Raw genomic sequence first — 24909 nt, 5'->3', positions numbered from 1 at the left:
TTCCTCCGTCTTCAGCTCGTGGATGCGGTCGCGGTCTGCGACGACTGCTCCGCACGCTCGCGCAACGACGGGTGCACGGACACGTCGAAGGGCATGCGTTCGAGCACGTCCCGGACGAGATCCACGCCCGGCGCGACCTCGATCAGCCGCAAGCCCTCGGCCGCGAGCTCGAAGACGGCGCGCTCGGTGACGTAGATCACTTTCTGGCCGTCCGCGCGCGCCCGCCTGCCGCTGAACGTGATGTGGCGGACCTGCTCGACCAGCTTCGGAACCGAGCCGTGACGGCGGATGCGAACCTGTCCGTCTTCCAGTTCGACCTCCAGCCCCTTCGCCTCGAAGGTGCCGCAGAAGACCACCTTGCGCGTGCGCTGCGTGATGTCGACGAACCCGCCGGGTCCGACGATGTTCTCGCCCAGCCAGGAGACGTTGACGTTGCCTTGCGCGTCCAGCTCGCCCATGCCGAGGAAGGCGATATCGATACCGCCGCCGCTGAACAGGTCGAACTGATCGTTGGATTTCAGGATCGCGCTCGCATGGCGCGTGGCGCCGAACAGGTCGCCGCCCAGCAGTTCACCGTTGTGCGATCCCTGCTCGATCACGGTCCAGCTGATGTCCACGCCTTCCGCATGCGCCACTGCGGGAATGCCGTCGGGCAGGCCGTAGCCGAAGTTGACGCAGGCGCCGGGTTCCAGCTCCTTCGCGGCGCGCTTCGCGATGATGTAGCGGATGCCCTCGGGCAGCGGCGGCGGCGTGCGCGTGTCGGGCGCCGGCATCTCGCCGCTGATGGCCGGATCGTAGCCCGCGGCGGTGGTCTGCTTCTGGTCGGCGTACACGCAGATATCGTCGACCAGAACGCCCGGCACGGTGACCGCGCGCGCCGGCATGATCGGCGTGGCGGAGACGTCGCGCACCTGCGCGAACACGCGGCCGCCGCGGTTGTGCGCGGCGAGCGCCGCGGCGAAAGCGTCGATGTCGGCCGGCTCTTCACGCGATGTCAGGTTGCCCTGCATATCCGCCGTGGTGCCACGCACGATGGCGAAGTCGATCTCGAAGGGCTTGTACCAGAGCAGCTCCTTGCCGCCCAGCGTGACGACCTCGACCAGATCTTCCTGCGCCCGGGCGTTGACGCGGCCGCCGCCGTGGCGCGGATCGGCGAAGGTATCCAGGCCGATGTGGGTGACGAGGCCGTGACGGCCCGCGCCGGCTTCGCGTATCAGCGTCTGGATCACGCCGGCGGGCAGTGTGTAGGCCTCGATGTGTTCCTCGCGGGCGAGCTTCTGCATCGGCCTGGACCACGTCCAGTGGCCGCCGATGACCCGCTTCACCATGCCCTCGTGCGCGAAGCGGCTGATGCCGCTCGTCACGCCGTCGCCGATCCCGAGGGCGTGGATCAGCGTGAGATCGCGCGGATGGCCCGTGAGCAGAAAGCGGCGCTCGATGGCCTCGGTGATGTGATCGGGTTCGACCAGTCCGCCGCCCGAGCCGCTCAATACGACGACCGCGCCATCGAAGATCGCCGCCGCCATGGAATCCGCATCGATCAGGTTTGCACGCTTCATCTTATTTTTCCTCGTTGCCCGTGTGCGCGCCTGCCCGGACCATCAGCACGTTGAGTCCGTCCTGGATCAGCACGCCGTCCTGGTTGTGTACTTCGATCTGCAAGCGCACGATGCCGCGGTCGGACCGGCGCGTCGGGCGCTTGTCCAGCACGCGGATGCGCCCCTGAATCCTGTCGCCGATGAGCACCGGCTTGTGAAAGCGATAAGTCCACTCCAGCGTCGCGACCGCGGCGAAGCTCGTCGTCGCGCGGTTCTTGAGACCGTCGACCATGGCGAGGCACAGAAGACCATGCGCGACGCGACCGGGAAAGCCGACGCTGCGCGCGAATTCGTCGTCCATGTGGACGTCGAAGAAGTCGCCCGAGATGCCGGCGAACTGCACGACATGGCTCTCGGTGACGACGATGCCCGACGTCGTGAAGGTGAGACCGGGTTCGATTTCGTCGAAGAGCAGGGGAGTGCTCATGATGTTTTCCTTATCAGTCGAACTCGGGCGCATGGGGAACCCGTTCGCGATTGACGATGCGGTAATTCGTCTTGGTCAGCTCGTCGATGCGATTCATGTCGATGCCGGACAGCGTGAAGTCCATCACGTCGAAGTTGGCCTCGATGTTCCTGCGCCGCGTCGACATGGTGCTGATCGTGACGCCGTTCTGGAGGATCCAGCGCAGCGCCACCTGCGCGGCCGACTTGCCGTAGCGCTCGCCGATCTCGTCGAAGAGCGGATATTTGAAGATCTCGCCGCGCGCGACCGAACAGTAGGACGAGAGCGGAATGCCGGTCTCGATGGCGGTGTCCAGCAATACGCGCTGGTTCAGCAGCGGATGAAACTCGACCTGATTGGTGACGAGCGGCAGCGCCGTCGCGGCTTTCGCGGCGCGCATCATCGCGGCGTTGAAGTTGCTGATGCCGATGTGGCGTGTCAGGCCCGCGCGTGCCGCTTCTTCGAGGCGGCGCACCGAAGGCGCGACGTTGCCGTCGGCTGGCGGCCAGTGCAGCAGCAGTATGTCGGCCCGATCGATCTTCAGCTTCTCGAGGCTTTCGCGCAGCGACGGCATGAAACGTTCGTCGGAATCGTTCGCGGGCGCGATCTTGGTCGTGATGCACAACTCGTCGCGCGGGATGCCGATGGCGCGCAGCGATGAGCCGACGCCGATTTCGTTGTCGTAGAGCTGCGCGGTGTCGATCGCGCGGTAGCCGATCTCGACGGCGCTCTGCAGCGCGTCCAGCAGTTGCCGCCCGTTGAGCGGCCAGGTGCCGAAAGATCGTTGATGGGTGCGTTGGAAAAGTATGTTCATGGCGTCAGAAGACGGCAGCCGTCTTCGCGAAGAAGGCGCGGATGCCGAGCTCCGCGTCGGGACTGGAGCGGGCCGCGAGCGCGGCCGCCGGATAGGCTGCGTGCGGATCCTTGTCGTCATCGACGATCAGGGCTTTGGCCAGGGCGGCGGCGCGCGGCGATATCCGGCACAGACGCGCGGTCCATTCTTCCAGCCGGGCTTCGACCTCCTGCGGCGCGCAGACGGCATTGACGATGCCCCACTGCAACGCGGCCGGCGGATCGATTTCGCGCGACAGCAGCACCGCTTCGAGCGCGCGCCCGCGGCCCGCGATGCGCTGCAAGCGGTCGCCGCCCTCCCAGCCGGGAATGGCGCCGATCGCGACTTCCGGAAAGCGCAATCGTGCGCCGGTGCCCGCCAGCCGCAGATCGCAGCACAGCGCGAGCTCCAGGCCGCCGCCGAAGCACAGTCCCTCGATGACGGCCACGGTCGGGCAGCGCAGCCGTTCGAAGCGCCGGAACACCGCGTTGCCCTCGCCGATCCATTGGGTCGCGAATGCTTGGGGGTCCAGCGCCGACCATTCGCGGATGTCGGCGCCGGACGAGAAGACGCCGCCCGCCGTGCCGCGCAGCACGACCGCGCGGATGGTGTCGTCCTCATCGATCCGTGCAATCTGCTCGTCGAGCGCGGCCAGCATCGCGAAGTCGAGCGCATTGGCCTTGCCCGGATTGCTGAGCTCCAGCGTGAGCACCGCGCCTTCGCGGCGCGAAAGAATCTGTCCCATCGATGCCTCCTCAGTCCTGCTCATTCCTGCGATATGCCGTAGCAGGCGAGGACCGTCTTCATGCGCGCGATCGCGAGTTCGGGCTGCATCAGCAGGCCCGCCGCGTCGGCCAGCTTGAACAGATCGACGAAATACGGCAGCGGACGCATGGCTTGTTGTCCGGCCAGCATCGCCATGTGCGATTGATGGCCGTTCAGGTAGGCGAGGAACACGATGCCCGTTTTGTAGAAGCGCGTCGGCGCGCGGAAGATGTGGCGCGACAGCGGCACCGTCGGCGCCAGAATTTCGTCAAAGCGATCACGACGTCCGGCTGCCAGTTCGCTGAGCGCGGCGGAGGCCGCGGGCGCGATGCCGTCGAAGATGCCCAGCAGCGCGTGTGAATAGCTTTGCTCGTCGCCGGCGATCAACTCGGGATAGTTGAAATCGTCGCCGGTGTACATCTTCACGCCGGCCGGCAGGAGGCGGCGCATGTCGATCTCGCGTTGCTTGTCGAGCAGGGAGACCTTGATGCCGTCGACCTTGTCCGCGGACTCCGTCATGACCTGCAGGGCCACGTCGCGCGCGGCCGTCAGATCGTCGGTGCCCCAGTAGCGGGCCAGAGCGGGATCGAACATGTCGCCCAGCCAATGCAGGATGACCGCCTGATCCACTTGCGCGAGCACGCGGCGGTACACCGAGACATAGTCGTCGGGCGAACGGGCCACGCGCGCGAGCGCCCGGCTGGCCATCAGGATCAGACGCCCGCCGGCGGTCTGGATCGCGTCGACCTGTTGCAGATAGGCATCGACGACGGCGTCGAGCGAATCGACCGATGCGGGATCGAGGTGGTCCGTGCCGCAGCCGTTGAAGACGGGCACACGGCTGTCGGAGAGCTCCGCGCGCGTGCGGCGGATCAACTGCAGCGACTCTTGCCAGCTGAGGCCCATTCCGCGCTGCGCAGTGTCCATCGCCTCTGCGATGCCCAGACCGAGGCTGGCCAGATAGCGGCGATATTCGAGCGTCTTGTCCCAGTCGATCTTGCCGCCGCTGGACGGATCGACGTCCGCGAACGGATCGGCGACGACGTGCGCGGCCGACAGCGCGATGCGATTGAAGGGGGCGGCCGGGCGGCCGACCTGCAGCGGCGTGCCCACGAGCGTGTAGCGCTCGAGCGCTCCGGCAGGAGTCGGGAGTTGAATGGTGTTCATGTCGCGATCGATGAATTGGAATGAAAGTGCGTCGAGGCTCACAGGCGCGGAATGGACAGCGCGCCGTCGATGTTGAGCACGCTGCCCGTGGCGAACGCCATCTGCCCCGAGGCCAGCGCCGCCACGGCCGAGGCGACGTCCTGCGGAACGCCCCAGCGCCGCATTGGAACGATCCCTTCGGCGATGCGTTCGTCGTAGCGCGCGGAGACGGCTTCCGTCATCGGCGTGCGGATGATGCCGGGCCGCACTTCGAACACGCCGATGGAGAGCGGTGCGAGGCGCAGCGCGAAAAGCTTGGTGAGCATGCCCAGCCCGGCCTTGGACATGCAGTATTCGCCGCGCTCCGTCGACGCCAGCTCGGCGCTGACCGACGAGACCGTGACGATGCTGCGCGCGTCGTCGCTGGCGGTCGCGGCCATGTGGCGCGCCACGGCCTGAGTGAGAAAGAACGTTCCGCGCATGTTGATGTCGACGACCCGGTCATACGACCGTTCGCCGAGTTCCAGCAGGTCGCCGCGCTGGTCGGCGGACACGCCCGCGTTGTTGACCAGGCAGGCGATCGGGCCGCTTTCCGAGACGATGCGTTCGACCAGTGCGCGATGCGCGGCGCCATCGGCCAGATCATGCTGGTAGAAGCGCGCGCGTGCGCCGTGCGATTCCACGGCAGCCAGCATTTCGCGCGCACCGTCCTCATCGATGTCGATCAATGCGAGGTCGAAGCCGCGCTGCGCCAGCTCGGCCGCGATGCTTGCGCCGATGCCGCGGCGCGCGCCCGTGACGAGCGCCAGCGGCCGTCCGTGGCGCGGCGCTAGTACAGGAGATGAGGTAGCCATTCGGAGAACGCCGGCACGAAAGCCAGCAGCAGGATGGTCACGAACATGATGACCATGAATGGCAGCATGGGCCGTACCAGATTCACCATCTTGATGTTGGCGACGCCGGTGACGATGAAACAGGCCGTGCCGATCGGCGGCGTCACGAGCGAGATGCCGACGATGGCGATGGCCAGGATCGCGAAGTGGATGTCGCTGAAGCCGGCGTCCTGCGCGATCGGCAGGAACAGCGGAATCAGCAGGATGAGCGCGGGAATGCCGTCGAGAAGGGCGCCCAGCAGCCAGAACACCACCACGATGAATACCGTGAAAATGAACTTGTTGCCGGTCAGTTGCGACGCGAAATCGGCCACCTGCTCGCCCACCGAGTTGTACGCGAGCATGTACCCGAGAATCTGCGCGACTCCCACCAGCGACAGCACGATCGCACTGGTGCGGCCGGCCTTGATCAGGATGCCCATCCACGCGCGATGGGGGATCGATCGCTGCAGCAGCGTGATGATCGTCACGTAGGCCACCGCCGCCGCCGCGGATTCGGTCGCCGTGAAGAAGCCCATGAAGATCCCGCCCAGGATGATGATCGGCGCGCCCAGCGCCGGGATGGCGAGCACGAAGGCCCGGCCCAGCTCGCGCACGCTGAAGTGGACCGGCGCCACCGGCGGCTCCGAGCGCGCCCGGTACATGATGATGAACATCTTCGTCACGCCGACCAGGATCGCGGGCAGCGTCGCCGCGAGGAACAACTTGGTGACCGACATGTTCGCGACGGTCGCCAGCACGATGATGGTGATCGACGGCGGGATCAGGATCCCGGTCCCGGCCGCTGCCGCGATGATCGCGGACGACCATTCCTTGCGGTAGCCTGCCTTCTCCATCGAAGGCAGCATGGCTGAACTGATCGCGGCGGCATCGGCGTTGACCGAACCGCTGAGTCCGGAGAACACCATCGTCGAGGCGACGGCGCTCACGCCCAGGCCGCCCGGCACGCGCCCCACCAGCAGATTCATGAAATTGACCAGGCGGCCCGCCGAGCCCGAGTGAAACAGAATCTCGCCGGCGAGGATGAAAAGGGGTACGGCGAGCAGCGTGAACGAGTCCACGCCGTGGTACATCGCCTGGGCGATGTTGGTCAGCGGCAGGCCGTTGAGCAGGCCGTCGATGGTGCCCACCACGCCCAGCGACGCGATGATCGGGGCGCCGACGAGCACGAACAGCGCGAGTAGTCCGACGGTAAGAATCATTGCGTCCTCGTCCCGGTATGGCCGTGGCCCTGCGGCGCCCGGGCGTCGAGCCCCGCGTCGGCCGCCACGTCCCATGCGTGGACCACCAGGTGCAGCAGCCCTAGCGCGCTGCCGGCCGGGATGGCGGCGAACGAGATCCATTGCGGGATGCCGCTCGGCGTGATCTGGTCGAGTCCGAGCTGCATGAACTGCCAGCCACCCCAGGCCAGCGCGACGAGCAGGAAACCCATCAACAGCATCTGGACGAAGGACGCCAGCGCAAACCAGCGGCCGCTCAGCCTGTCTTCGAAAAGCTCGAAGGCGACGTGGACCCGGTCGCGCACCCCGACCGCGATGCCGATGAAGGTCATCCAGATCATCAGGGTGACGCTGACCTCGATGTTCCACGACAGGGAGACGTGGAAGACGAAGCGGGACAGAATGCCCGCCAGCACGACGCAGAAGATCGCAAAAACCAGGACCGCGATCAGCATGTCTTCGGCGCTCGCGAGCACGCGAAACACCGCAGCGTTGCCGATGCTGTCCCGGGGCACGCGCGAATGCGGTTCGGGTTTCATGTCGGGGACCCTGTGGCTGGTTATCCGAGAGCCGGCAGGTAGCTGGCCAGCTCGGCGAAGTTCGAGCGGTACTTCGAGTAGACCGGCTTGACCGCTGCCTGGAATGCTGGGAGGTTCGCGTCGTTGAAGGCGACGCCGGACTTTTGGGCTTCAGCCAGATATTTGGCATCCGAGGCCAGCCACAGATCCCGCTCGTGCTGCTGAGCCTGCGCGGCGGCTTCCTTCACGGCGTCCTGCTTCTTGGGCTCGAGCGCATCGAACCACTTCTTGCTGGCCAGCATCGGATCGATCGAGAAGAAGTGGTTCGTGTACGAGTAGTACTTCGCCACCTCGCTATGGTGCTGCTGGACGAAAAAGGTGACCGAGTTCTCGGCGCCGTCGACGACGCCTTGCTGCAGCGCGGAGTAGATCTGGGTCGTGTCCAGTGGCGTCGCCTGCGCGCCGAGCTGGTTGAACGTGGCGATCATGATCTGATTGCCCTGCGTGCGGATCTTCAGGCCCTTCAGATCGTTGGGCTCATGGATGGGACGGGTGCGGTTGTAGACGCTGCGCAAGCCCGAGTCGAACCAGCCCAGCAGCACGAAGCCGAGATTGTCGAGGATGCCGGCGTAGGCCTTGCCGAGGGCGCCGTCCTGGGCCGCGAAGAGCGATTTCCGGTCGGGAAACGCGAACGGCATGGCGAACAGGCCCAGGCGCTTGTCATAGCCTTCCAGGTCCGCCACGTTCGTGACCGTGACCTCGAGCGTGCCGTTGCGCAGCTGCTCGTTCATGCGGGTATGGGAACCGAGGACGCCGTCCGGAAACACTCTGGCGTCGAAGCCAGTCGTTTCCTTCAGCCGTTTGGCCATCACGTTCTCCGTGATGACTTCCGGATTGTGGCGATCCACGACATCGCCGATGCGGATCGTCTGGCTTTGCGCACTGGCGAAGCGCGGCAGGCAACCCGCGGCCGCGGAAGCAGCGGCGAGCATCAACATCCTGCGGCGAGAGAGGAGATAGTCACGCATATATCGGATTCCTATGGTTCTTGTGCCCATATTGCACTGCGACGAAGGTGCACGGAAAGGCGGCCGGAACGGGCCGCATCTGCTGCCGCGTCAGGCCGCGGAAGCGTGTTAGATCGATCTACTATAGGGTAAAAGCTGCGCCGATACGGCGCAAGCGGATTTTGCTAAGGGAAACCCGAACCGGCCGTCGTCGAGGCTTGAACGGTTATTTGCGCGCGCCGCAGGTGCTGCGTATGACCAGCACGGGCTCGGAGACGATGCGCGTGGGCGTGCGCGACGGCTCCGTCATGCGCTTGAGTAGCAGGTCGGCGGCGGCGCGGCCGATGTCGTCCTGCAAGACCTGGACCGTGGTGAGCGGCGGCTCCCAGAGCGCGGCTTCGGGTACGTCGTCGAAGCCCACGACGCCGAAGTCGGCGCCGGGCTCGATGCCGTGGGCGCGCAGACCGAGCATCACGCCGAAGGCGACGATGTCGTTGCCGCACACCACGGCCGTCGGCGGATTCTTCAGGTTGAGGAGTTCGGTGATGATGCGCTTGCCGTCGTGACGCGTCAGCGGCGAAGGCACGAGCAGGCGCTCGTCGAGCTTGATCTTCGCGGCGCGCAGTGCCTCGCGATAGCCCTCGGCCCGGTCGCTGCCGGTGGAGGCGCGCATGATGCCGCCGATCATCGCGATGCGTCGATGGCCGAGCGAAATCAGATGCGAGGTCGCGAGCGCCATGCCGCGGCGATTGTCCACGCCGACGTAATCGGCCTGAAGCCCGGCGACATAGCGCGATGCGAACACGCACGGAATCCCCCACGCAAGCACCTGGCGCATCTGCGCGGCGGTGGTCGATTCGGTCGGACAGACGATGAGGCCGTCGATGTTGTGCTGCCGCACGGTGTCGAGAAAGCGGCTTTGCCGTTCGAGCGATTCGTCGGTATTGCCGAGCAGCGTGACGAATCCCTGCGTGCTGAGGCTGGCCTCGATGGCCCGCACCAGCATGCTGAAGTAAGGGTTGGCGATGTCGTTGACGACGACGCCCACGGTGTTCGTCTGATTGCTGCGCATGCCCGCCGCGTGGCGGTTGTAGACGTAGCCTTTGCGCTTGAAGGCTTCCAGCACGCGCTCCCGCGTGGCTTCGGAGATGCGCGGGCTGTTGCGCAGCACGAGCGAGACCGTTGCTCTGGACAGGCCAAGATCGTTGGCGATATCCAGCAGTGTGACGGGAGAACCTGATTTGCCTCGGGTCATTGGAACGGTCGATGAGTCGTATGCCCGGAGTGTATCCGAATCCGACGCAAGGCCCCGTTTCCGGTCAGATCGGTTTGAAGCCGAAGAACTCGGCGACGATTTCCGCCTGATTCTCCAGCAGGTGGCGCCCCAGATGTATGCGGTGGCCGCGTTCTTCCGCTTGACGCAGCAACGGGGTCCGTTCCGGCTTCATGATGATGTCCGCCACCAGCGCACGACGGTCCAGCCGGTCGATGTTGAACGGCAGCGGATCGCCACCCGCCATGCCGCAGGGCGTGGCGTTGACGACCATATCGACGCCCTCGGGTTCGGCGCTCCCGGCCGAGACGTTCAGCTCCGGATAGGCCTGCGCGAGCTCCGCGATCAGCGCGTCCTGCTTCGCCCGGTCCACGTCGATCAATTGCAGCGATTTCACGCTCGCGCTGGCCAGCGCATGCGCCAGCGCCTTTCCGGCTCCGCCGGCGCCGGCCTGGAACACCGACATGCCGCGAGGCTCGTGGCCCTGTTTGCGCAGTCCGCGCGTGAAGCCTTCGCCGTCGTACATCTCGCCGATCCACTCGCCGGATTCGGCGCGGCGCATGCAGTTGATGGCGCCCACTTTGCGCGCGATGGGCAGCAGCCGGTCGACGAGACCGGTCATGGATATTTTGTGCGGCACCGTGACGACGATGCCATCGAGGTTGCCGATCGTCTTCAGCCCGGCGATCGCCGTGTCGAGCGATGCGGCCGGAATCTGCATCGGCACCAGCACCGCATTTACGCTCATGCGCTGGAAGATGTCATTGAAAACCAGCGGCGAACGCGCTTGCGCGATCGGATCGCCGACGATGGCGAACAGGCGAGTGTCTCCGGCGACCGCGGCATTCAATACGGAAGTCACGATGGCGAACCTGGGTTGACGGGCATGGGTTGACGATTGACGGACGACGCGATCAGCGCGTCGATCAACAGGTGGACGTCCAGGGCGCTGCGCAGCGAGGCGACCGGCTCGGCTCCGTGCGTGGCGGCGTCGATGAAATTGGCGATGACGGCCTGGTGCGCGTGGTGAGAGAAGGCCATCGGGTTTGCGCCCGAACCGAGCGAAGCCGTTTCACCTTCATCGAGCACGGAGCCGTCCGCGTAGTGCACGGTAAGCCTGCCGCCGCTGAGCGTGGCGCTGCCATTGCTGCCGCTGATCTGGATGCTTTCGGCAAAGCCTGGGAAGATGGCTGTGCTGGCGTGCAGCGATGCGACGCAACCGCTTCGATATTTCATCGTCCCCGCCACGGTGTCCTCGCATTCCATGCTGTGCGCGCGGCTGGTTATCGCGTACGAAAAGACTTCGTCCGGGCGGCCGACTAGCCACAGAAACAGGTCCAGCGTGTGGATGGCCTGTGTCATCAGCACGCCTCCGCCGTCACGGGCGAGGGTGCCACGTCCGGGTTCGTCATAATAGGACTGCGGGCGCCACCAGGGGACGGCGATGCTCGCGCTGTGGATTTCGCCGAGCGCGCGCGCGTCGAGCAACTGCCGCAGCTTGCGCGATGCCTCGCGCGTCCGGTGCTGCAGCACCGCCGCTGCGACGATGCCGCGTCGCTCACATGCCGCGACGAGCTCGCGCGCGCGGGAAGTCGTGACATCGATCGGCTTTTCGACCAGCAGATGTTTGCCCGCCGCCGCGACCTTCGCGCCGAGTTCGAGATGCGTGTTGGGCGGCGTCAGCAACAGCACGCCGTCGACGTGTTCGTCTTCGAGCGCGGTCGCGAGATCCAGCGTCACGCGCGCGTGCGGCAATTGCCGGGCGAAAGCGCCCGCCCGCTCCCCGGAACGCGCGACGACGTGGCGCACGGTCACGCGATCCCGCAATTCAAGAAGGCTCGCCAGATGCGGCGCGGATGCCATGCCCGCGCCTACCACGGCGATGTTGAAGCCGGTCTCGTTCATACATTGTCTCCGTCAGGTGACAATAAAGTAGATCGATCTAATTGTCCAGAGTACAGTGATGTTTTCGGATCGTCGGGCGTTGTTGCTACACGGTGAAACGGGACTGCGCCCGCTCACTTCGTATTGGTGTACTTCGCCAGCACCACGCGGGAGAACGAGTTCATGAACTGCTCGACGCGCTCGAAGCCGCCCGCGTCCTGCGCGAACACCGACAGACTGTCGACCAGATGAGTCAGCAGGAAGATCAGGTCTTCTTTCGGCGTATCGCGTTTCAGTTCGCCGCTGCGGCTCGCGTGTTCGACGGCGCTTTCGATCGCCCCGTGAATTTCGGTCGTGAAACCCGCGAGCGCGGCGCGGGCCTCGTCGGTCAGGACATCGCCTTCGAGGCGCAGACGTCCGATCAGGCTCCACGGTTTGCGCGTCCGGCCGCCGGGATTGTATTTGCGGTAAAGAGTGCGGTTATACGCGATTTCCGCCTGCACTTTTTCCTGAAGCGACATCGTCTCGTCGAGCCAGATCTTTTTCTGCCCAGCGATGGCCCCGGCCACGTAATCCTTCACCACTTCCTCGACGAGGCTGTTCTTGTTGCCGAAGTGATAGTGGATGTTGGTCGTGGTGACGCCCAGTTCCTTGGCGATCACGCCGAACGTCGTCTTGTGATAGCCGTGCGCGACCAGGAGCCTCTTGGCCAGGTCCTTGATGCTGTCGTACATCGCGGACTTCTTCGGCGCGGAACTGGTTTTGTCGGTTTTGTCGTTCTGGCTCAACGTTTCACCTCGGCGAGGATCGGAGTGGGAACTTGGCCTCATGCGGGGCGAAGCATCGAATGCGGATAGTGCGGACGGGCGTGCGCGGCGCTCACTGCTCCTGCTCCGGCACTTTTGCGCGGCTGATTTTACACGACCCCCGTCCGTCGATCGTGCCTTCGATTTTCCCGCAAACGTCTGCGCGCGTGCCATTTGTCTCATCCTCAAAATTTCGTTGCCTGACTTCCGACTATGGTGCTAATGTCCTGCAAAAGCTACTTACTAGTAAGTAAGTATAAGGGAAAGCTCGAATAGGACGCGACTGCGGTCGCAGGCGAAAAACAGGAGGCGAAATGCAGGAATACGTGAAGTTGCGGCGGCACGGCGCGGTGGCTGAGATCGTCATCGACCGCCCGGAGAAAATGAACGCGATGACGCCCGGAATGACGCAGACACTGGTCGGCATCCGGCAGGACATCGAGCTCGACGACGCGATTCGCGCCGTGTTGCTGCGCGGCGAAGGCGAACGCGCATTCAGCGCCGGAAGCGATCTCCACACGCTGAAGACGTATCGCACGGCATGGGAATTTCGCGCCCGGACCGATTACGCGATGGTGATTCGCGACTTCACGAAGCCCGTCGTCGCGGCATTGAAGGGATGGGTGCTCGGCGGTGGCCTCGAAATGATGCTCGGCGCCGACGTTCGCGTCGCGGGGCAGAGCGCAAAGTTCGGCGCGCCCGAGGTGGTGCGCGGCTGGGTGGGCGGCGGCGGTGCTTCGCAGATGCTGCCGCGCCTCGTCGGTTATGGACAGGCGATGCGCCTCCTGCTGACGGGCGACACGATCGATGCGAACGAGGCGCACAGCATCGGTCTGGTCGAGATGGTGGTCGCGGATGCGGCCGTCGTCGAAACCGCGATGGCCCTGTGCCGAAGGATGGCCGAGTTCAGCCCGATCGCGACGCAGTCGGTCAAGGCTGCCGTGCGCGCGTCGCTCTCGATGAGCGTCGAACAGGGCATTCGCTACGAGAACGAGCTGACGTCGCTCTGCTTCGCCTCGGGCAATTACGAGGAGGGCGCCGACGCGTTCGGCAGCCGCACGAGCCGATCCTGATTCAGCCAGTCAGCCGAGCCGCTCGCGACGAGCGGATTCCGTCAACGGACACCGTAGCAACGCGGTGTCGCGCAAAATCAAAAGAGAAGCAGGAGACAGCGCCATGCAAGCAGCGCACGCGCAGAAGGCAGACCGCAGGAACATCCGACGCGCCGTGTTCGCGTCAACGCTCGGCACCATCATCGAATGGTATGACTATGGGCTGTATGCGGCGGCGTCGGGCCTCATCATCAACAAGCTGTTCTTTCCGCACTTGTCGTCGCTGGCCGGCACGCTAGCCGCTTTCGCGACATTCGCGGTGGGCTTCATCATCCGGCCGCTCGGTGGCATCGTCATTTCCCACATCGGCGATAAATACGGCCGCAAGCCGGCTCTCGTATTTTGCGTGACGATCATGGGCGCGGCCACAGTAGGGCTGGGGATATTGCCGACCTGGCAGCAGGTAGGCGTGCTCGCGCCGATCCTGCTGGTGCTGCTGCGCATGATGCAGGGCTTCGGCGCGGGCGCCGAATTGGCCGGCGCGATCACGCTGATCGCCGAGTACACGCCGCCGAGCCGGCGCGCGTTCTTCACATCGATTCCGAATGCCGCCACCAATTTCGGCGTGATGATCGCGATCGCGACGTTCTTGATGATCTCGTACGTGCCGGAAGACATCCTGTTCACCTGGGCGTGGCGCGTGCCGTTCATCCTGTCGCTCGCGTTGTTCGGCGTCGCGATCTACATCCGTTCGAAACTCGACGAAACGCCCGAATACGTCGCCGCGATGGAGAAGGCAAGTGAGAAGGCCAAAGCGGAGAAGGTGCCCGTCGCGGACCTGTTTCGCAACAGCCGGCGCGAACTGCTGTGCGGTTTCTTCGCGATGGGAGGCCATCAGGCGCTCAGCTACGTGCTCAACACCTTTGCGCTGAGCTACATGACCAACACGGTGGGCATGGCCAAGTCGGACAGTCTCCTCGTACTGATCATCGCGCTGGGCTTCTCGCTCTTTTGCGCGCCCGTCGGCGGCATGCTCGCCGACAAGTACGGCAGCGGCAACATTTTCGCGGCCGGCGCGCTGATCGCGCTCGCGCTCGTGTGGCCGCTGTTCCATGCGATCGATTCGAAGGACGTCGTGCTCGCCACGATCGCGATGAGCGCGGTCTACGGAATCAGTTGGGGTTGCACGTGCGGCGCGCAGGGCGCGTTCCTGTCGAATCTGTTTCCGACGCAGTATCGCTTCTCCGGCATCGCGATGTGCCGCGAGTTTTCCGGCGCGCTGATAGGCGGGCCGACGCCGTTCATCGCGACGGCGCTCGTCGCCTATGCGAACGGCAAGCCTACCTACGTGATGATGTTCCTGGCCGTCTTCTGCCTGCTCACCCTGATCGCGGCGCTGATCGGCAAGCAGCTCTCGCGCCATCGGGACGATCATCCCGTGTTCCAGGAGCCGCGCTCGGCGGTGTGAGACCTCGAAAGATCGCGATGGCCTGACAAAGCGCATCGCGCACGCATAAACAGACAGAACCGGAGAAGAGAACATGCAAATTTTGACCGCCGACCAGGCTGCATCCCTGCTGAAAGATGGCGACACCTTGATGATCGGCGGATCGGGAAGCGGACACGCAGTGCCGGAGGCGCTGATCGAGGCGCTGGAGCGGCGCTTTCTCGCGCAAGGCGAGCCGCGTCAGTTGACCTCGGTGCATCCGGTCGGTCTCGGCGATCGCGGCGAGCGCGGCGCGTCCCGTCTCGCGCATGCGGGTCTTCTCAAGCGCGTCGTGTGCGGCACGCTGGTCGATTCGCCGCCGCTCGCGCAAATGGCGCTGAACAAGGAGATCGAAGCGTGGACATTGCCGCAGGGCGCGCTCTCGCAGCTTACGCGTGAGATGGCCGCGGGCCGGCCGGGGCTCATCAGTCACGTCGGACTGCATACCTTCGTCGATCCACGCAACGACGGTGGCCTTCAGGGTGCGCCGAGCGACGACAGGCTCGTCAGCCTGATCGAGCTCGAAGGCCGCGAGTGGCTGTTCTACAAGCCGTTCGAAGTGGACGTCGCGTTCCTGCGCGGAACGACTTCGGACGAGGACGGCAACGTATCGATGGAGCACGAGGCCGTGTTCGGCGACATGCTCTCGATGGCGCAGGCGACCAAGCGCAACGGCGGCCTCGTGATCGTGCAGGTCAAGCGGCTCGCGAAGCGTGGCACCTTGCCCGCCAAGTCGGTGAAGATTCCCGGCATGCTCGTCGACGCGGTGGTTGTCCAGGCCGATCAGCCGGTGACGTATCAAACGGCCTATGACCCGGCGTTTACAGGCGAGATGCGTATTCCGCTCGGCGGCTTTCCGCGCCTGCCGCTCGACGAACGCAAGATCATCGCGCGGCGTCTCGCGATGGAACTGCGCGTCGGCGCGGTCTGCAACGTGGGCTCGGGTGTCTGCACGGGCATCGGGCTGGTCGCCGCCGAAGAGGACGTGCTGCATCACATCGTCCTCACCAACGAGCAGGGGCTGATCGGCGGCGCGCCCGCCGCCGGACTCGATGCCGGCGCCGCGCGCAATTACAGCGCGATCGTCGACATGCCGTACCAGTTCGATTTCTACGATGGCGGGGGCATCGACATCGCGTTTCTCTCTGCCGTGGAGATCGACGCGCAGGGCAGCGTCAATATCAGCCGCTTCGCGAACAAGCTCATCGGCGTGGGCGGCTTCGTCAACATCAGCCAGAACGCTCGCAAGATGGTCTTCGGGGGCACGTTCACGGCAGGCAGCCTGCAGGTGGCGTGTGAAGGCGACAGACTTCAGATCCTTAAGGAGGGCGCGCACCGCAAGTTCGTATCGAAACTGCAGCAGGTGTCGTATAGCGGGCCTTACGCCCGGGAGCGCAATCAGACCACGCTCTTTGTCACGGAACGGGCGGTGTTCCGCGCCATCGACGGCGCGCTGGAACTGATCGAAATCGCGCCCGGCATCGATCTCGAACGCGACGTGCTCGAACACATGGCGTTCCGGCCGGTCATCTCGTCGGATCTCAAGCTGATGGACGCGCGTCTGTTCCGTCCCGAGCCGATGGGCCTCGACGCCGACATGGCGTCGCAGGGCTGGCCGCGGCATCCGCGTCTGGCTGCGCTCGTGGAGCGTCAGCCGTGAGGCGCGAACCACACGCCGATCGCATCGACGGATTCACGCGGCTCTTTGGCATCGTCGGCAATCCGGTGACCCAGGTGAAGACGCCGCAACTGATGAATGCGCTGTTCGACGCCGGCGGCGTCAACGCGGTCTGCCTGCCGTTCGATGTGCCGGTGAACGTGTTCGAGCCGACCGTCGCCGGGCTACAGGCGCTGGACAACCTCGACGGCCTTGTCGTCACCGTGCCGCACAAGGTCCGGGCGATGTCGATGGTCGACGCGATGTCGGACACGGCTCGCCGCGTCGGGGCGATCAACGTGATGAGGCAACAGCCGGATGGAACGTGGTTCGGCGACATGTTCGACGGCACCGGCCTCGTGCACGGACTGACGCGGCTCGGCTTCGCCGTGCGCGGCAAGCACGTGAAGCAGCTCGGCGCGGGCGGCGCCGGCGCGGCCGTGGCACATGCGCTGGCGGAGGCGGGCGCGGCAAGCATTGCGCTGAGCGATCCACAACGCGAGTTGCCCGAGCAGCTGTCGGCGCGCCTGAATCACTTCTACCCCCGCCGTGCGGCGAAGGTCGATGTCGATCCGGCCAACGTCGCGGGCGCGGACCTGCTCGTCAACTGCTCGCCCGTCGGAATGAAGCCGGGCGACGGCATGCCGGCTTCCTTCGGAGCGTTTCCGGCCGCGTTGCAGGTCGTCGACATCATCATGACGCCCGCCGAAACTCCGCTCCTGAAACACGCGCGGCAGTGCGGCTGCCGCGCGACCAACGGACGGCCGATGATCGAAGGACAACTCGCGGCGTTCGCGGATTTCTTCGGCCTCGACATGCCCGCATCGTTTTCCTGCTTTTCCGACGCGCGCGTCTGAGCGACGCCGCGCGACCGACACCTTTCGCCTTCACTACCATGCATATCGTTCTTCCGACCGCTTCCGGCGCGTTCGAAAACTACACGCTCAAAGGCGACCCGATCAGCGGCGCGCCGGCGGGTGCGCCCTTCAACCGCATCGCGTATTCGGCGGCGCACGTCGTGGCCGATCCGTTTCAGAGCGGCGAGCTGAACCAGCCGGCCGCGCTCGACTGGGCGCGCACCATCGAATACCGGCGTTATCTGATCGGCCAGGGGCTCGGCATCGCCGAAGCGATGGATACCGCGCAGCGCGGCATGGGCCTCACGTGGGAGACCGCGCGCGAACTCGTCGAGCGCACGATGCACGAAACGCGCGATCTGCCCGGTGCGCGAATCGCGTCGGGCTGCGGCACCGATCATCTGCCCGCGCATCAGGCCTCTTCGTGCGACGACGTCATCCGCGCCTATGCCATGCAACTCGAAGCGATTCAGCGAACCGGCAGTCAGGTGATCCTGATGGCAAGCCGCGCGCTGGCCCGCGTGGCCCGGCATCACGACGACTATCTGCGCGTGTACCGCGAGGTGCTCGCGATGTGCGAAAAGCCCGTGATACTGCACTGGCTCGGCGACATGTTCGATCCGGAACTTAAAGGCTACTGGGGCAGCGACAATCTCGACGAAGCAGCCGACGCGTGCTTCGCCGTCATCGAGGAGAACGCGCGCAAGATCGACGGCATCAAGATATCGTTGCTCGACGATGCCAGGGAGATTGCCTTCCGACGCCGCCTGCCAGAAGGCGTCAGGATGTACACCGGCGACGATTTCAACTACCCGTCGCTCATCAAGGGCGATGAGCAAGGCTATTCGCACGCGCTGCTTGGCATATTCGATGCGATCGCACCGGCCGCTTCTCAGGCGCTTGCCGCACTTGCCGCCGGCGATCTCGCACGCTACGAGCGCGTATTGCAGCCCACCGTGGCGCTCTCGCGTCACATCTTTCGCGCGCCGACACAGTACTACAAGACGGGCGTGGTTTTTCTCGCGTACCTGAACGGATTTCAGCCGCATTTCTTCATGCCCGGCGGTCATCACGGTGCGCGTCCTCCGCTTTATCTGGCGGAGGTCTTCCGCCTTGCCGATAGGGCGAATCTGCTGCGCGATCCCGATCTCGCGGTGCAGCGCATGCGGCTCGTCATGCAAACGTTCGGGCGATGACCAGCAACGAGGAGACCTGAATGGAATCTCTCGAGAACAGGCTGCATCGGTGCGCGATCAACACCGCGACGCTCGGGCATCGCGAGCCGCTCGATGTCACGCTGGACCGCATAGCGCGTGCGGGGTTCGGCGGTGTGGCGCCGTGGCGGCATGAGGTCGAGGCGATCGGGGCGTCCGCCGTGGCGCGTCAGCTTCGGGCGCTGCAACTCACGGTAAGCGGTTACTGCCGCTCGACTTATCTGACCGGCGCGACGAACGCGGAGCGGCGCGCGAGCATCGACAACAACATCAAGGCGCTGCACGACGCGGCGGAAGTCGATGCGCGCTGTTTCGTGATGGTCGTGGGCGGCGTGAGTGCGGGCTCGCGCGATCTCGCTGGCGCGCGAACGCAGGTCGAGGAGGGCATTGCTCAGTTGCTCGCAGAGGCCCGGAAGCTGCGGATTGCGCTCGCGATCGAACCTTTGCATCCGATGTATGCGGCGGACCGTTCGGTCGTCAACACGATTGGCCAGGCGCTCGCGCTGTGCGAGGCGATCGCGCCGGACGATCCGTCGATTCTGGGTATCGCCATCGATATCTATCACTGTTGGTGGGACCCGCTGCTGTCCGAGTCCATCGTCGATGCTGGCCGAGCGCGTCGGATACTGGCTTATCACGTCTCAGACTGGCTCGCTGACACGAAAGACATGTTGATGGACCGCGGCATGATGGGCGATGGCGTCGTGGATCTGAAGCACTTTCGTCACCGGATGGAGGAAGCCGGATATGACGGCATGGTGGAAGTCGAGTTGTTTTCACGTGACCGTTGGTGGAAGGTGCAGCCGGACGAACTGCTGTCGGTGTGCGCGCAGAGGTTGCAATTGGTTTGTTGAAGGCGGTTGAATCGAGACAGGCACAAGGAGAGAGGAACATGACGCAATTACAGAACGATGGTCACTCCGTACGGCGGGGCCGTTTGCTTGCGCCGGGCATGTATGACCTGAATGACATCGAGATAGGAGATCATTTCGCCACGTCCGGCATGACGGTGACGGAAGCGCACATCGTCAATTTCGCCGGCGTCTCGGGCGACATGTACGACATCCATCTCGACGACGTCGCCGCGCAGCAGGCGGGATTTCCCGGCCGGATCGCGCACGGACTGCTTGGCCTGGCACTCACCGACGGCCTGAAGACGCGCTCTCCGGTCCGCATGAGCGCACTTGCGACATTGAGCTGGAACTGGTCGTTCCGGGCGCCGCTTCTGATTGGCGACCGGATTCAGGTCGACATCGAAGTCGTCGGCAAGCGCGTGACGAAACGCATCGACCGGGGAATCGCAACGCTCAAGCTGAGCGTGCTGAATCAACGTGGGGATGTCGTGCAGGATGGCGAAACGCTACTGCTGATGGCAAATCGAGCTTAGTGTCTTATTTTAACCGTTCGGTACGTTCGTCGATTTTTCGGAGGCTCCTTACCCTCAGAAGCAGCCATTCTGGTCACTGTGGTTTGGAGAACCGCCCCCGGGTCGGATGCTTCATGGATATGCGGAGGTATTGAGCAAGCCCACCCGTCGCGGCGACTAACGCCCTAAAACGAAGTTGCGGTCTCCAACATTCTTGCCCGGCCTTCGCAATGTTGTTGCGAGTGCGAACTCGGCCAGTTTTCCGAAGGGAGCGTGAAGCAACCTTGCCAGGCTCCAGTGACCTTGGACAAACACGCCTTTGGCGTGGCTCATTGCCCGAAATCCCTCAATACCGTGATAGGCGCCCATTCCGCTTGGACCGATGCCACCGAAAGGGAGGTCGTCCTGGGCCACGTGCATGATCGTATTGTTCACGCCGACGTTGCCAGAAGTAGTTCGCATCAGCACAGCGTCGCGCTCAACGATGTCTGATCCGAAGTAGTAAAGGGCGAGCGGCCGAGGTCGGGCGTTCACGTAGTCGATGACTTCATCAATGGTGCGATAAGTGCGGACAGGCAGAATCGGCCCAAAGATTTCTTCCTGCATGACCTTCATCTCGTCGTTTGCCTCGGTGATAAGGATCGGGGGGATGGTCCGGGTGCGCGTTGCGGCCCTTTCAGGCGTCACCCCGCCCTCGATTACCTTCGCCCCCTTCCGCCTGGCATCGCCAATGAGGTTGAGAAGCCGGGCATAGTGCCCGTCGGTCACGATGGACGTGTAATCGTCGCTTGTCGGCCCGTCCGGATAGAAGCGGGCAACGGTGTTCGTGTATGCCTGGACAAACCGATCGAGATCGTCCTCGTGAACTAGCGCGTAATCTGGTGCCACGCATGTTTGACCGCCATTGGATAGCTTCCCGAATACGATGCTATTCAAGGTCCGTTGGTTGATGTGACCGCGGGATACGATGACGGGACTCTTTCCGCCTAATTCCAGCGTCACAGGTACGAGATGCTTGCTTGCCGCCTCCATGACCTTCTTTCCGACCTGCGTGCTGCCGGTGAAAAGCAAATGATCGAACGCAAGGTGGCTGAAGTCGGCACCGACCTCCGGACCACCAAGCACTACCGCGACCTCTTCCGGCGCGAAGATCTCCGACAGCATCCGGTGGATCACCTCGCTCGTGCGTCGAGTCAGTTCTGACGGCTTCAGCATCACCCGGTTTCCAGCCGCGATGGCCGTTGCCAGTGGAATCATGGTCAGTGCGATGGGATAGTTCCATGGCGCCATGATGCCGATGACGCCCTTCGGCTGATATTCCACGTACGCTCGGCCAGCTTGGTAGATGAAGCTTACGTGGCGCCGCTCACGTTTCATGAAGCGCGACAGCTTGCGAGACAGATAGTCGATCGCCTGAATGACGCTCACCAGTTCCATGATGCCCGTTTCGTGTCGTGAGCGGTTCCCAAAGTCGGCGCTTATCGCAGTCTCCATTTCCCTGCGGTAAGCGAGGACAGCGTGGCGCAATCTCGCCAAATGCGTCCTGCGTGTCGCGACATCCGGTGTCGGCTCGCTGAGAAAAGCTTTTCTTTGCTGATCGAGCACGCTCGTCAGGCAGCGGGTCGGGGGCGGCTCAGCATATGCATTCATCGTCTTGCTCCTGGACCAGATCGGCGTCGACACTGTCAACCTGGTTAATAAAACACAGATCGTTTCTCCCGTCTTCCACGGTTACTGAGGCTTGCTCTTCATGGAGCGGCCGGTGGGCGGCCTGCCCGCGGCCATACCCTTCCGCATTTGCGTGAGGACACGTCTTGCATTCGTCGCGCAGTCCATTCCTCGAGGCTTGCCCTCAATCTGACCGACCAGCGACAAGAGATGCGCCTTGCTTTGCGCCATCCGCGCTTCAAGTGCCTCGATTTCCAGGACCTTCTGGCGCAGTCTATCGAGCAGGAGTCCGTGTTCCCAGCACGTCAGATCCGGTGGCAGCAACGTGCCGATTTCGTCGAGGCTAAAGCCGGCTTGCTGCGCTGCCGTTATCAGGTCAAGCGCGAACTCAGCCTCCGGCGGATAAGTTCTGTATCCGTTCGGTTGACGCGTGACCGCTTTCAACAGACCGATACGTTCGTAGAACCGTATCCGGGAACAGGCGATACCGGTGCGCTCGGAGAGTTCGCCGATCCTCATGACCTAGATGCTTCAAGCGGCGTCGGCATGTTCAGCACGATTTGCGCATCCTTGACAATATCCAGGCGCAGTATGGTCGTGGCGCCGAGACCATCCAGTAGTTGACTGAGCGGGCCGCCATGACGCAACAACGAAACGTTGCGCGGCAGAAAGCGTTCGGCGTAAGTCAGCGTATTTGTCTGCACCAGCGTCTGATGCCACTCGCCGTCGATGCGGTTGATCATCGTCGTGGTACCCAAGTGCGATTGCGGCGCGACCGTACGCAGGGCGGGAAGCGGGGCATTGACAGACAGATCTGGCTTTCCGCCCAATGCGGATATGCTCGCTGTCACATCAGACTCGATGCTCACGTCGATCTCCGCAAGCCACTTCGGTAGCTGATAACCATAAACACCACGCACTCTCGCGATTTCGGTCGTGACAGGAAGCGCCAGCACATGCGCGCAGAAATTGCGCCGGCGAACCGAGTCGAACAGTTCCAAAGTATGCGATCCATGCGCACTGGGCCGGCGAATCACCACTGCAACGGACACTTCGTCGTATGGGTCGTTATCGCAGACAGCATACGAAAAAAAGTGAGCGCAACGAGTCCGCGTCCCGGTACCGCATGCAAGGGCTCGAGCGGTACCGGAACGGTGGCCCGAAGCCGCTCCAGCGGTGCGAGAAGCAGCAGTTGAATGCTGCTCGCACGATAGTAGAAGTTTGGTGCCCACGTCGGCCCCACGCGCGAGGCGACTTGCTGCTTCGGAATTCTGCGAAAAAAATCGATGTTTCCCGCCGCCGGATCGCGGGCCACTTCGTCGAGGTTCGGGTTCATGCGGTAGCGGTCGTAGTACCCACCCTCTATGACCTCGACTCGTTGCGCACCGAACTCGACTTGCGTAAGACGCCTATCCATCCCAGTTGACCTTTAGCGCTGTTGACCAGTGGGGCGCGCGACGCGCGCCTTGTTCCCACAGGAAGCACTCTAAGGTTCAACTCCACTTCAAGGTCAAGCATTGCAGCAAACGCGTTGTGGTTCCGACATGTTCAAGTGCGACCATTCCCTGTACGCGTTTTCTTATTTGGTTTCGGTACTACTCCGTTTTCGGAAAGCTTGCCCATCACCCACTTTGTTCTCTCGGTGCAGTTCAGGTCCATGGGCCGATTCTCAATGCTCTCAATTGCCACCAGGAGGCTCGCCCTGTTCTGTTTCAGACGTTTTTGCATCTCTTCGATGTCGGCGACTTTCTGCCTGAGGGCCTTTAACAGTTCGTCATGATCCCACGACCCTTTGCTTACCGGTAGCAGTTGACGGATCTGGTCGAGAGAGAAGCCAGCGCGTTGCGCACTGTCGATGATCGCCAGAATCGACACCGCCTCGGGCGAATAGTCGCGATAGCCATTCGCGGTTCGCTCCACCGCCTTGACGAGTCCGCTCGCTTCGTAAAAACGGATGCGCGAAGCCGTGAGGCCAGACAGCTCCGCCAGTTCACCGATTCGCATGTGGCACTTTAAAAAAAGGTTGACCTTAAAGTGCACTTTAATCCTACAGTGAGTGACGGGTCAACTTCAGACGTTGGACGCGGACGCTGCCATCTTCGTCGGTAGACTGCGCATTGCCTCCTCTCCTCAAAGCGGCGGCGAGGCGAACTCGACGTTTCGAGCAGAGAAGCGCGTTCGTTGATCCACGGATCCGTCAGACAGTTGCATCGAGCAGCAGCATGTCCCGCGTGTCCTCAACCTGCGACTTATTTATACCTACACTGTCGAGCATAAACTCCACGCGGAATCGAGGCGACCAGCAGGCGCAACACCGATTGATATCAAACACATCACTCTGGAGATGCGATCATGGGTTATGTCACCACGAAGGACGACGTAGAAATCTTTTATAAGGACTGGGGTCCCAAGGACGCCGAGGTCATCTTCTTCCATCATGGCTGGCCGCTCAGTGCAGATGACTGGGATGCGCAGATGTTGTTCTTTCTCGCTCAGGGTTATCGGGTAGTCGCGCACGACCGGCGGGGACATGGGCGATCGTCTCAGGTATGGGACGGACATGACATGGATCATTACGCAGACGATGTCGCGGCGGTCGTAAAAAAACTGGGCGTCGAAAAGGCTGTTCACGTCGGGCACTCGACAGGCGGTGGCGAGGTGATCCACTATGTCGCCCGCCACGGCGAGGATCGCGTTTCGAAGGCGGTGCTGATCAGCGCAGTCCCTCCGCTCATGGTCAAGACCGATGCGAACCCGGGAGGAACGCCCAAGGAGGTCTTCGACGATTTCCAGGCCCAACTCGCCGCGAACCGGTCGCAGTTCTACTACGACGTCCCGGCAGGTCCATTTTACGGCTACAACCGTCCGGACGCGAAGCCCTCGCAGCCGATCATCTGGAACTGGTGGCGGCAGGGAATGATGGGCAGCGCCAAGGCCCACTATGATGGAATCGTGGCGTTTTCGCAGACGGATTTCACGGAAGACCTGAAAGGCGCGACGATCCCGGTGCTGGTGATGCACGGTGATGACGATCAGGTCGTGCCATACGAAGACGCCGGTCTCCTTTCTGCAAAGCTCGTCAAGAACGGTACCCTCAAGACTTACAAGGGCTTTCCGCACGGTATGCCGACTACCGAGGCGGACACCATCAACGCGGACCTGCTTGCGTTCATCAAGAGCTGACGGTCTGCGGCAGCAGTTTATGCCGCACGGGAATACATG

Annotated in this window: 26 protein-coding genes; 8 read left to right on the top strand and 18 right to left on the bottom strand. The window is 63.5% G+C overall.

The features are described 5' to 3' along the window. Nucleotides 1-11: 11 nt before the first annotated feature. The 13 genes from AWB83_RS13090 to AWB83_RS13030 all read right to left on the bottom strand — a co-directional run bounded on the left by AWB83_RS13090 (nucleotide 12) and on the right by AWB83_RS13030 (nucleotide 12561). Nucleotides 12-1559, bottom strand: a complete 1548-nt coding sequence (locus AWB83_RS13090; RefSeq protein ID WP_087045867.1) for an acyl CoA:acetate/3-ketoacid CoA transferase — start codon at nucleotides 1557-1559, stop codon at nucleotides 12-14. Nucleotide 1560: 1 nt separating this feature from the next. Continuing rightward, entirely contained in the window at nucleotides 1561-2025 is a 465-nt protein-coding gene (locus AWB83_RS13085) for a MaoC family dehydratase (RefSeq protein ID WP_087045865.1), read from the bottom strand. Between the two features lie 13 nt (nucleotides 2026-2038). After that, nucleotides 2039-2857 (bottom strand): aldo/keto reductase, encoded by an 819-nt coding sequence (locus tag AWB83_RS13080; protein WP_087045863.1) that lies wholly within the window; start codon nucleotides 2855-2857, stop codon nucleotides 2039-2041. Between the two features lie 4 nt (nucleotides 2858-2861). Then, the gene (locus AWB83_RS13075; RefSeq protein WP_244197709.1) at nucleotides 2862-3587 is read right to left on the bottom strand and encodes an enoyl-CoA hydratase/isomerase family protein; all 726 of its coding nucleotides are present in this window, start codon (nucleotides 3585-3587) and stop codon (nucleotides 2862-2864) included. Between the two features lie 53 nt (nucleotides 3588-3640). Next, nucleotides 3641-4807: a dihydrodipicolinate synthase family protein gene (locus tag AWB83_RS13070; RefSeq protein WP_087045947.1), complete on the bottom strand. Its 1167-nt coding sequence runs from the start codon at nucleotides 4805-4807 to the stop codon at nucleotides 3641-3643. A gap of 38 nt (nucleotides 4808-4845) precedes the next feature. Then, on the bottom strand, nucleotides 4846-5640 hold the full coding sequence (locus AWB83_RS13065) for a 3-ketoacyl-ACP reductase (RefSeq protein WP_087045860.1): 795 nt from the start codon (nucleotides 5638-5640) through the stop codon (nucleotides 4846-4848). Further along, nucleotides 5616-6881 (bottom strand): TRAP transporter large permease, encoded by a 1266-nt coding sequence (locus tag AWB83_RS13060; protein ID WP_087045858.1) that lies wholly within the window; start codon nucleotides 6879-6881, stop codon nucleotides 5616-5618. The genes AWB83_RS13065 and AWB83_RS13060 overlap by 25 nt, the downstream gene beginning before the upstream one ends. Beyond that, complete coding sequence (locus AWB83_RS13055; RefSeq protein ID WP_087045855.1) at nucleotides 6878-7438, bottom strand: TRAP transporter small permease; 561 nt, start codon at nucleotides 7436-7438, stop codon at nucleotides 6878-6880. Before AWB83_RS13055 ends, AWB83_RS13060 begins: the two co-directional genes overlap by 4 nt. Before the next feature lie 20 nt (nucleotides 7439-7458). After that, nucleotides 7459-8445, bottom strand: a complete 987-nt coding sequence (locus AWB83_RS13050) for a TRAP transporter substrate-binding protein (protein ID WP_087045853.1) — start codon at nucleotides 8443-8445, stop codon at nucleotides 7459-7461. Nucleotides 8446-8650: 205 nt separating this feature from the next. Then, a complete protein-coding gene (locus tag AWB83_RS13045; protein ID WP_087045851.1) occupies nucleotides 8651-9679 on the bottom strand; it encodes a LacI family DNA-binding transcriptional regulator in 1029 nt (342 codons plus the stop codon). 64 nt (nucleotides 9680-9743) lie between these two features. Then, nucleotides 9744-10559 (bottom strand): shikimate dehydrogenase family protein, encoded by an 816-nt coding sequence (locus AWB83_RS13040; RefSeq protein WP_087045848.1) that lies wholly within the window; start codon nucleotides 10557-10559, stop codon nucleotides 9744-9746. Then, nucleotides 10556-11602, bottom strand: coding sequence for a Gfo/Idh/MocA family protein (locus AWB83_RS13035; protein WP_087045846.1), 1047 nt, complete (start codon nucleotides 11600-11602; stop codon nucleotides 10556-10558). The genes AWB83_RS13040 and AWB83_RS13035 overlap by 4 nt, the downstream gene beginning before the upstream one ends. 113 nt (nucleotides 11603-11715) lie before the next feature. Beyond that, entirely contained in the window at nucleotides 11716-12561 is an 846-nt protein-coding gene (locus tag AWB83_RS13030) for a TetR/AcrR family transcriptional regulator (protein WP_244197708.1), read from the bottom strand. Nucleotides 12562-12701: 140 nt separating this feature from the next. Between AWB83_RS13030 and AWB83_RS13025 the strand changes: the two genes are divergently transcribed. The 7 genes from AWB83_RS13025 to AWB83_RS12995 all read left to right on the top strand — a co-directional run bounded on the left by AWB83_RS13025 (nucleotide 12702) and on the right by AWB83_RS12995 (nucleotide 20040). Next, nucleotides 12702-13460: an enoyl-CoA hydratase/isomerase family protein gene (locus AWB83_RS13025; RefSeq protein ID WP_087045842.1), complete on the top strand. Its 759-nt coding sequence runs from the start codon at nucleotides 12702-12704 to the stop codon at nucleotides 13458-13460. A 103-nt stretch (nucleotides 13461-13563) separates the two neighbouring features. Beyond that, the gene (locus AWB83_RS13020) at nucleotides 13564-14907 is read left to right on the top strand and encodes an MFS transporter (RefSeq protein ID WP_087045840.1); all 1344 of its coding nucleotides are present in this window, start codon (nucleotides 13564-13566) and stop codon (nucleotides 14905-14907) included. Between the two features lie 73 nt (nucleotides 14908-14980). Further along, nucleotides 14981-16585 carry an acyl CoA:acetate/3-ketoacid CoA transferase gene (locus tag AWB83_RS13015; protein WP_087045838.1) on the top strand — a complete coding sequence of 535 codons (1605 nt, stop codon included), beginning with the start codon at nucleotides 14981-14983 and terminating at the stop codon, nucleotides 16583-16585. After that, entirely contained in the window at nucleotides 16582-17439 is an 858-nt protein-coding gene (locus tag AWB83_RS13010; protein ID WP_087045837.1) for a shikimate dehydrogenase family protein, read from the top strand. Before AWB83_RS13015 ends, AWB83_RS13010 begins: the two co-directional genes overlap by 4 nt. A 38-nt stretch (nucleotides 17440-17477) precedes the next feature. After that, nucleotides 17478-18635 carry a dihydrodipicolinate synthase family protein gene (locus tag AWB83_RS13005; protein ID WP_087045835.1) on the top strand — a complete coding sequence of 386 codons (1158 nt, stop codon included), beginning with the start codon at nucleotides 17478-17480 and terminating at the stop codon, nucleotides 18633-18635. 20 nt (nucleotides 18636-18655) lie between these two features. Next, nucleotides 18656-19507, top strand: a complete 852-nt coding sequence (locus tag AWB83_RS13000; RefSeq protein ID WP_087045833.1) for a sugar phosphate isomerase/epimerase family protein — start codon at nucleotides 18656-18658, stop codon at nucleotides 19505-19507. Nucleotides 19508-19590: 83 nt separating this feature from the next. Beyond that, the gene (locus AWB83_RS12995) at nucleotides 19591-20040 is read left to right on the top strand and encodes a MaoC family dehydratase (RefSeq protein WP_244197707.1); all 450 of its coding nucleotides are present in this window, start codon (nucleotides 19591-19593) and stop codon (nucleotides 20038-20040) included. 156 nt (nucleotides 20041-20196) lie between these two features. On the opposite strand, the gene AWB83_RS12990 is transcribed toward AWB83_RS12995, so the two are convergent. The 5 genes from AWB83_RS12990 to AWB83_RS12975 form a co-directional block, all read right to left on the bottom strand. After that, nucleotides 20197-21669, bottom strand: coding sequence for a coniferyl aldehyde dehydrogenase (locus AWB83_RS12990; RefSeq protein ID WP_087045945.1), 1473 nt, complete (start codon nucleotides 21667-21669; stop codon nucleotides 20197-20199). A gap of 81 nt (nucleotides 21670-21750) precedes the next feature. Continuing rightward, the gene (locus tag AWB83_RS12985) at nucleotides 21751-22206 is read right to left on the bottom strand and encodes a MerR family transcriptional regulator (protein WP_087045829.1); all 456 of its coding nucleotides are present in this window, start codon (nucleotides 22204-22206) and stop codon (nucleotides 21751-21753) included. Beyond that, nucleotides 22203-22688: a hypothetical protein gene (locus tag AWB83_RS37720; protein ID WP_374729104.1), complete on the bottom strand. Its 486-nt coding sequence runs from the start codon at nucleotides 22686-22688 to the stop codon at nucleotides 22203-22205. Before AWB83_RS37720 ends, AWB83_RS12985 begins: the two co-directional genes overlap by 4 nt. Nucleotides 22689-22720: 32 nt before the next feature. Beyond that, nucleotides 22721-23023: a hypothetical protein gene (locus AWB83_RS37715; protein WP_374729110.1), complete on the bottom strand. Its 303-nt coding sequence runs from the start codon at nucleotides 23021-23023 to the stop codon at nucleotides 22721-22723. A 212-nt stretch (nucleotides 23024-23235) separates the two neighbouring features. Further along, complete coding sequence (locus tag AWB83_RS12975; RefSeq protein WP_087045827.1) at nucleotides 23236-23691, bottom strand: MerR family transcriptional regulator; 456 nt, start codon at nucleotides 23689-23691, stop codon at nucleotides 23236-23238. 348 nt (nucleotides 23692-24039) lie between these two features. Between AWB83_RS12975 and AWB83_RS12970 the strand changes: the two genes are divergently transcribed. Further along, nucleotides 24040-24870, top strand: coding sequence for an alpha/beta fold hydrolase (locus AWB83_RS12970; protein ID WP_087045825.1), 831 nt, complete (start codon nucleotides 24040-24042; stop codon nucleotides 24868-24870). Nucleotides 24871-24909: the final 39 nt, after the last annotated feature.

This window comes from Caballeronia ptereochthonis, from assembly GCF_001545075.1.
Classification (GTDB): Bacteria; Pseudomonadota; Gammaproteobacteria; order Burkholderiales; family Burkholderiaceae; genus Caballeronia; species Caballeronia ptereochthonis.
The sequence above is the reverse complement of the archived record's forward strand: the minus strand, read 5'-3'. Positions and strand labels throughout refer to the sequence as shown.

Coding starts and splice junctions, on each gene's coding strand:
- AWB83_RS13090 (WP_087045867.1), bottom strand. CDS start 1,559: ATGAAGCGTGCAAACCTGATCGATGCGGATTCCATGGCGGCGGCGATC.
- AWB83_RS13085 (WP_087045865.1), bottom strand. CDS start 2,025: ATGAGCACTCCCCTGCTCTTCGACGAAATCGAACCCGGTCTCACCTTC.
- AWB83_RS13080 (WP_087045863.1), bottom strand. CDS start 2,857: ATGAACATACTTTTCCAACGCACCCATCAACGATCTTTCGGCACCTGG.
- AWB83_RS13070 (WP_087045947.1), bottom strand. CDS start 4,807: ATGAACACCATTCAACTCCCGACTCCTGCCGGAGCGCTCGAGCGCTAC.
- AWB83_RS13065 (WP_087045860.1), bottom strand. CDS start 5,640: ATGGCTACCTCATCTCCTGTACTAGCGCCGCGCCACGGACGGCCGCTG.
- AWB83_RS13060 (WP_087045858.1), bottom strand. CDS start 6,881: ATGATTCTTACCGTCGGACTACTCGCGCTGTTCGTGCTCGTCGGCGCC.
- AWB83_RS13055 (WP_087045855.1), bottom strand. CDS start 7,438: ATGAAACCCGAACCGCATTCGCGCGTGCCCCGGGACAGCATCGGCAAC.
- AWB83_RS13050 (WP_087045853.1), bottom strand. CDS start 8,445: ATGCGTGACTATCTCCTCTCTCGCCGCAGGATGTTGATGCTCGCCGCT.
- AWB83_RS13045 (WP_087045851.1), bottom strand. CDS start 9,679: ATGACCCGAGGCAAATCAGGTTCTCCCGTCACACTGCTGGATATCGCC.
- AWB83_RS13035 (WP_087045846.1), bottom strand. CDS start 11,602: ATGAACGAGACCGGCTTCAACATCGCCGTGGTAGGCGCGGGCATGGCA.
- AWB83_RS13030 (WP_244197708.1), bottom strand. CDS start 12,561: ATGGCACGCGCGCAGACGTTTGCGGGAAAATCGAAGGCACGATCGACG.
- AWB83_RS13025 (WP_087045842.1), top strand. CDS start 12,702: ATGCAGGAATACGTGAAGTTGCGGCGGCACGGCGCGGTGGCTGAGATC.
- AWB83_RS13020 (WP_087045840.1), top strand. CDS start 13,564: ATGCAAGCAGCGCACGCGCAGAAGGCAGACCGCAGGAACATCCGACGC.
- AWB83_RS13015 (WP_087045838.1), top strand. CDS start 14,981: ATGCAAATTTTGACCGCCGACCAGGCTGCATCCCTGCTGAAAGATGGC.
- AWB83_RS13005 (WP_087045835.1), top strand. CDS start 17,478: ATGCATATCGTTCTTCCGACCGCTTCCGGCGCGTTCGAAAACTACACG.
- AWB83_RS13000 (WP_087045833.1), top strand. CDS start 18,656: ATGGAATCTCTCGAGAACAGGCTGCATCGGTGCGCGATCAACACCGCG.
- AWB83_RS12990 (WP_087045945.1), bottom strand. CDS start 21,669: ATGAATGCATATGCTGAGCCGCCCCCGACCCGCTGCCTGACGAGCGTG.
- AWB83_RS12985 (WP_087045829.1), bottom strand. CDS start 22,206: ATGAGGATCGGCGAACTCTCCGAGCGCACCGGTATCGCCTGTTCCCGG.
- AWB83_RS37715 (WP_374729110.1), bottom strand. CDS start 23,023: ATGAACCCGAACCTCGACGAAGTGGCCCGCGATCCGGCGGCGGGAAAC.
- AWB83_RS12975 (WP_087045827.1), bottom strand. CDS start 23,691: ATGCGAATCGGTGAACTGGCGGAGCTGTCTGGCCTCACGGCTTCGCGC.
- AWB83_RS12970 (WP_087045825.1), top strand. CDS start 24,040: ATGGGTTATGTCACCACGAAGGACGACGTAGAAATCTTTTATAAGGAC.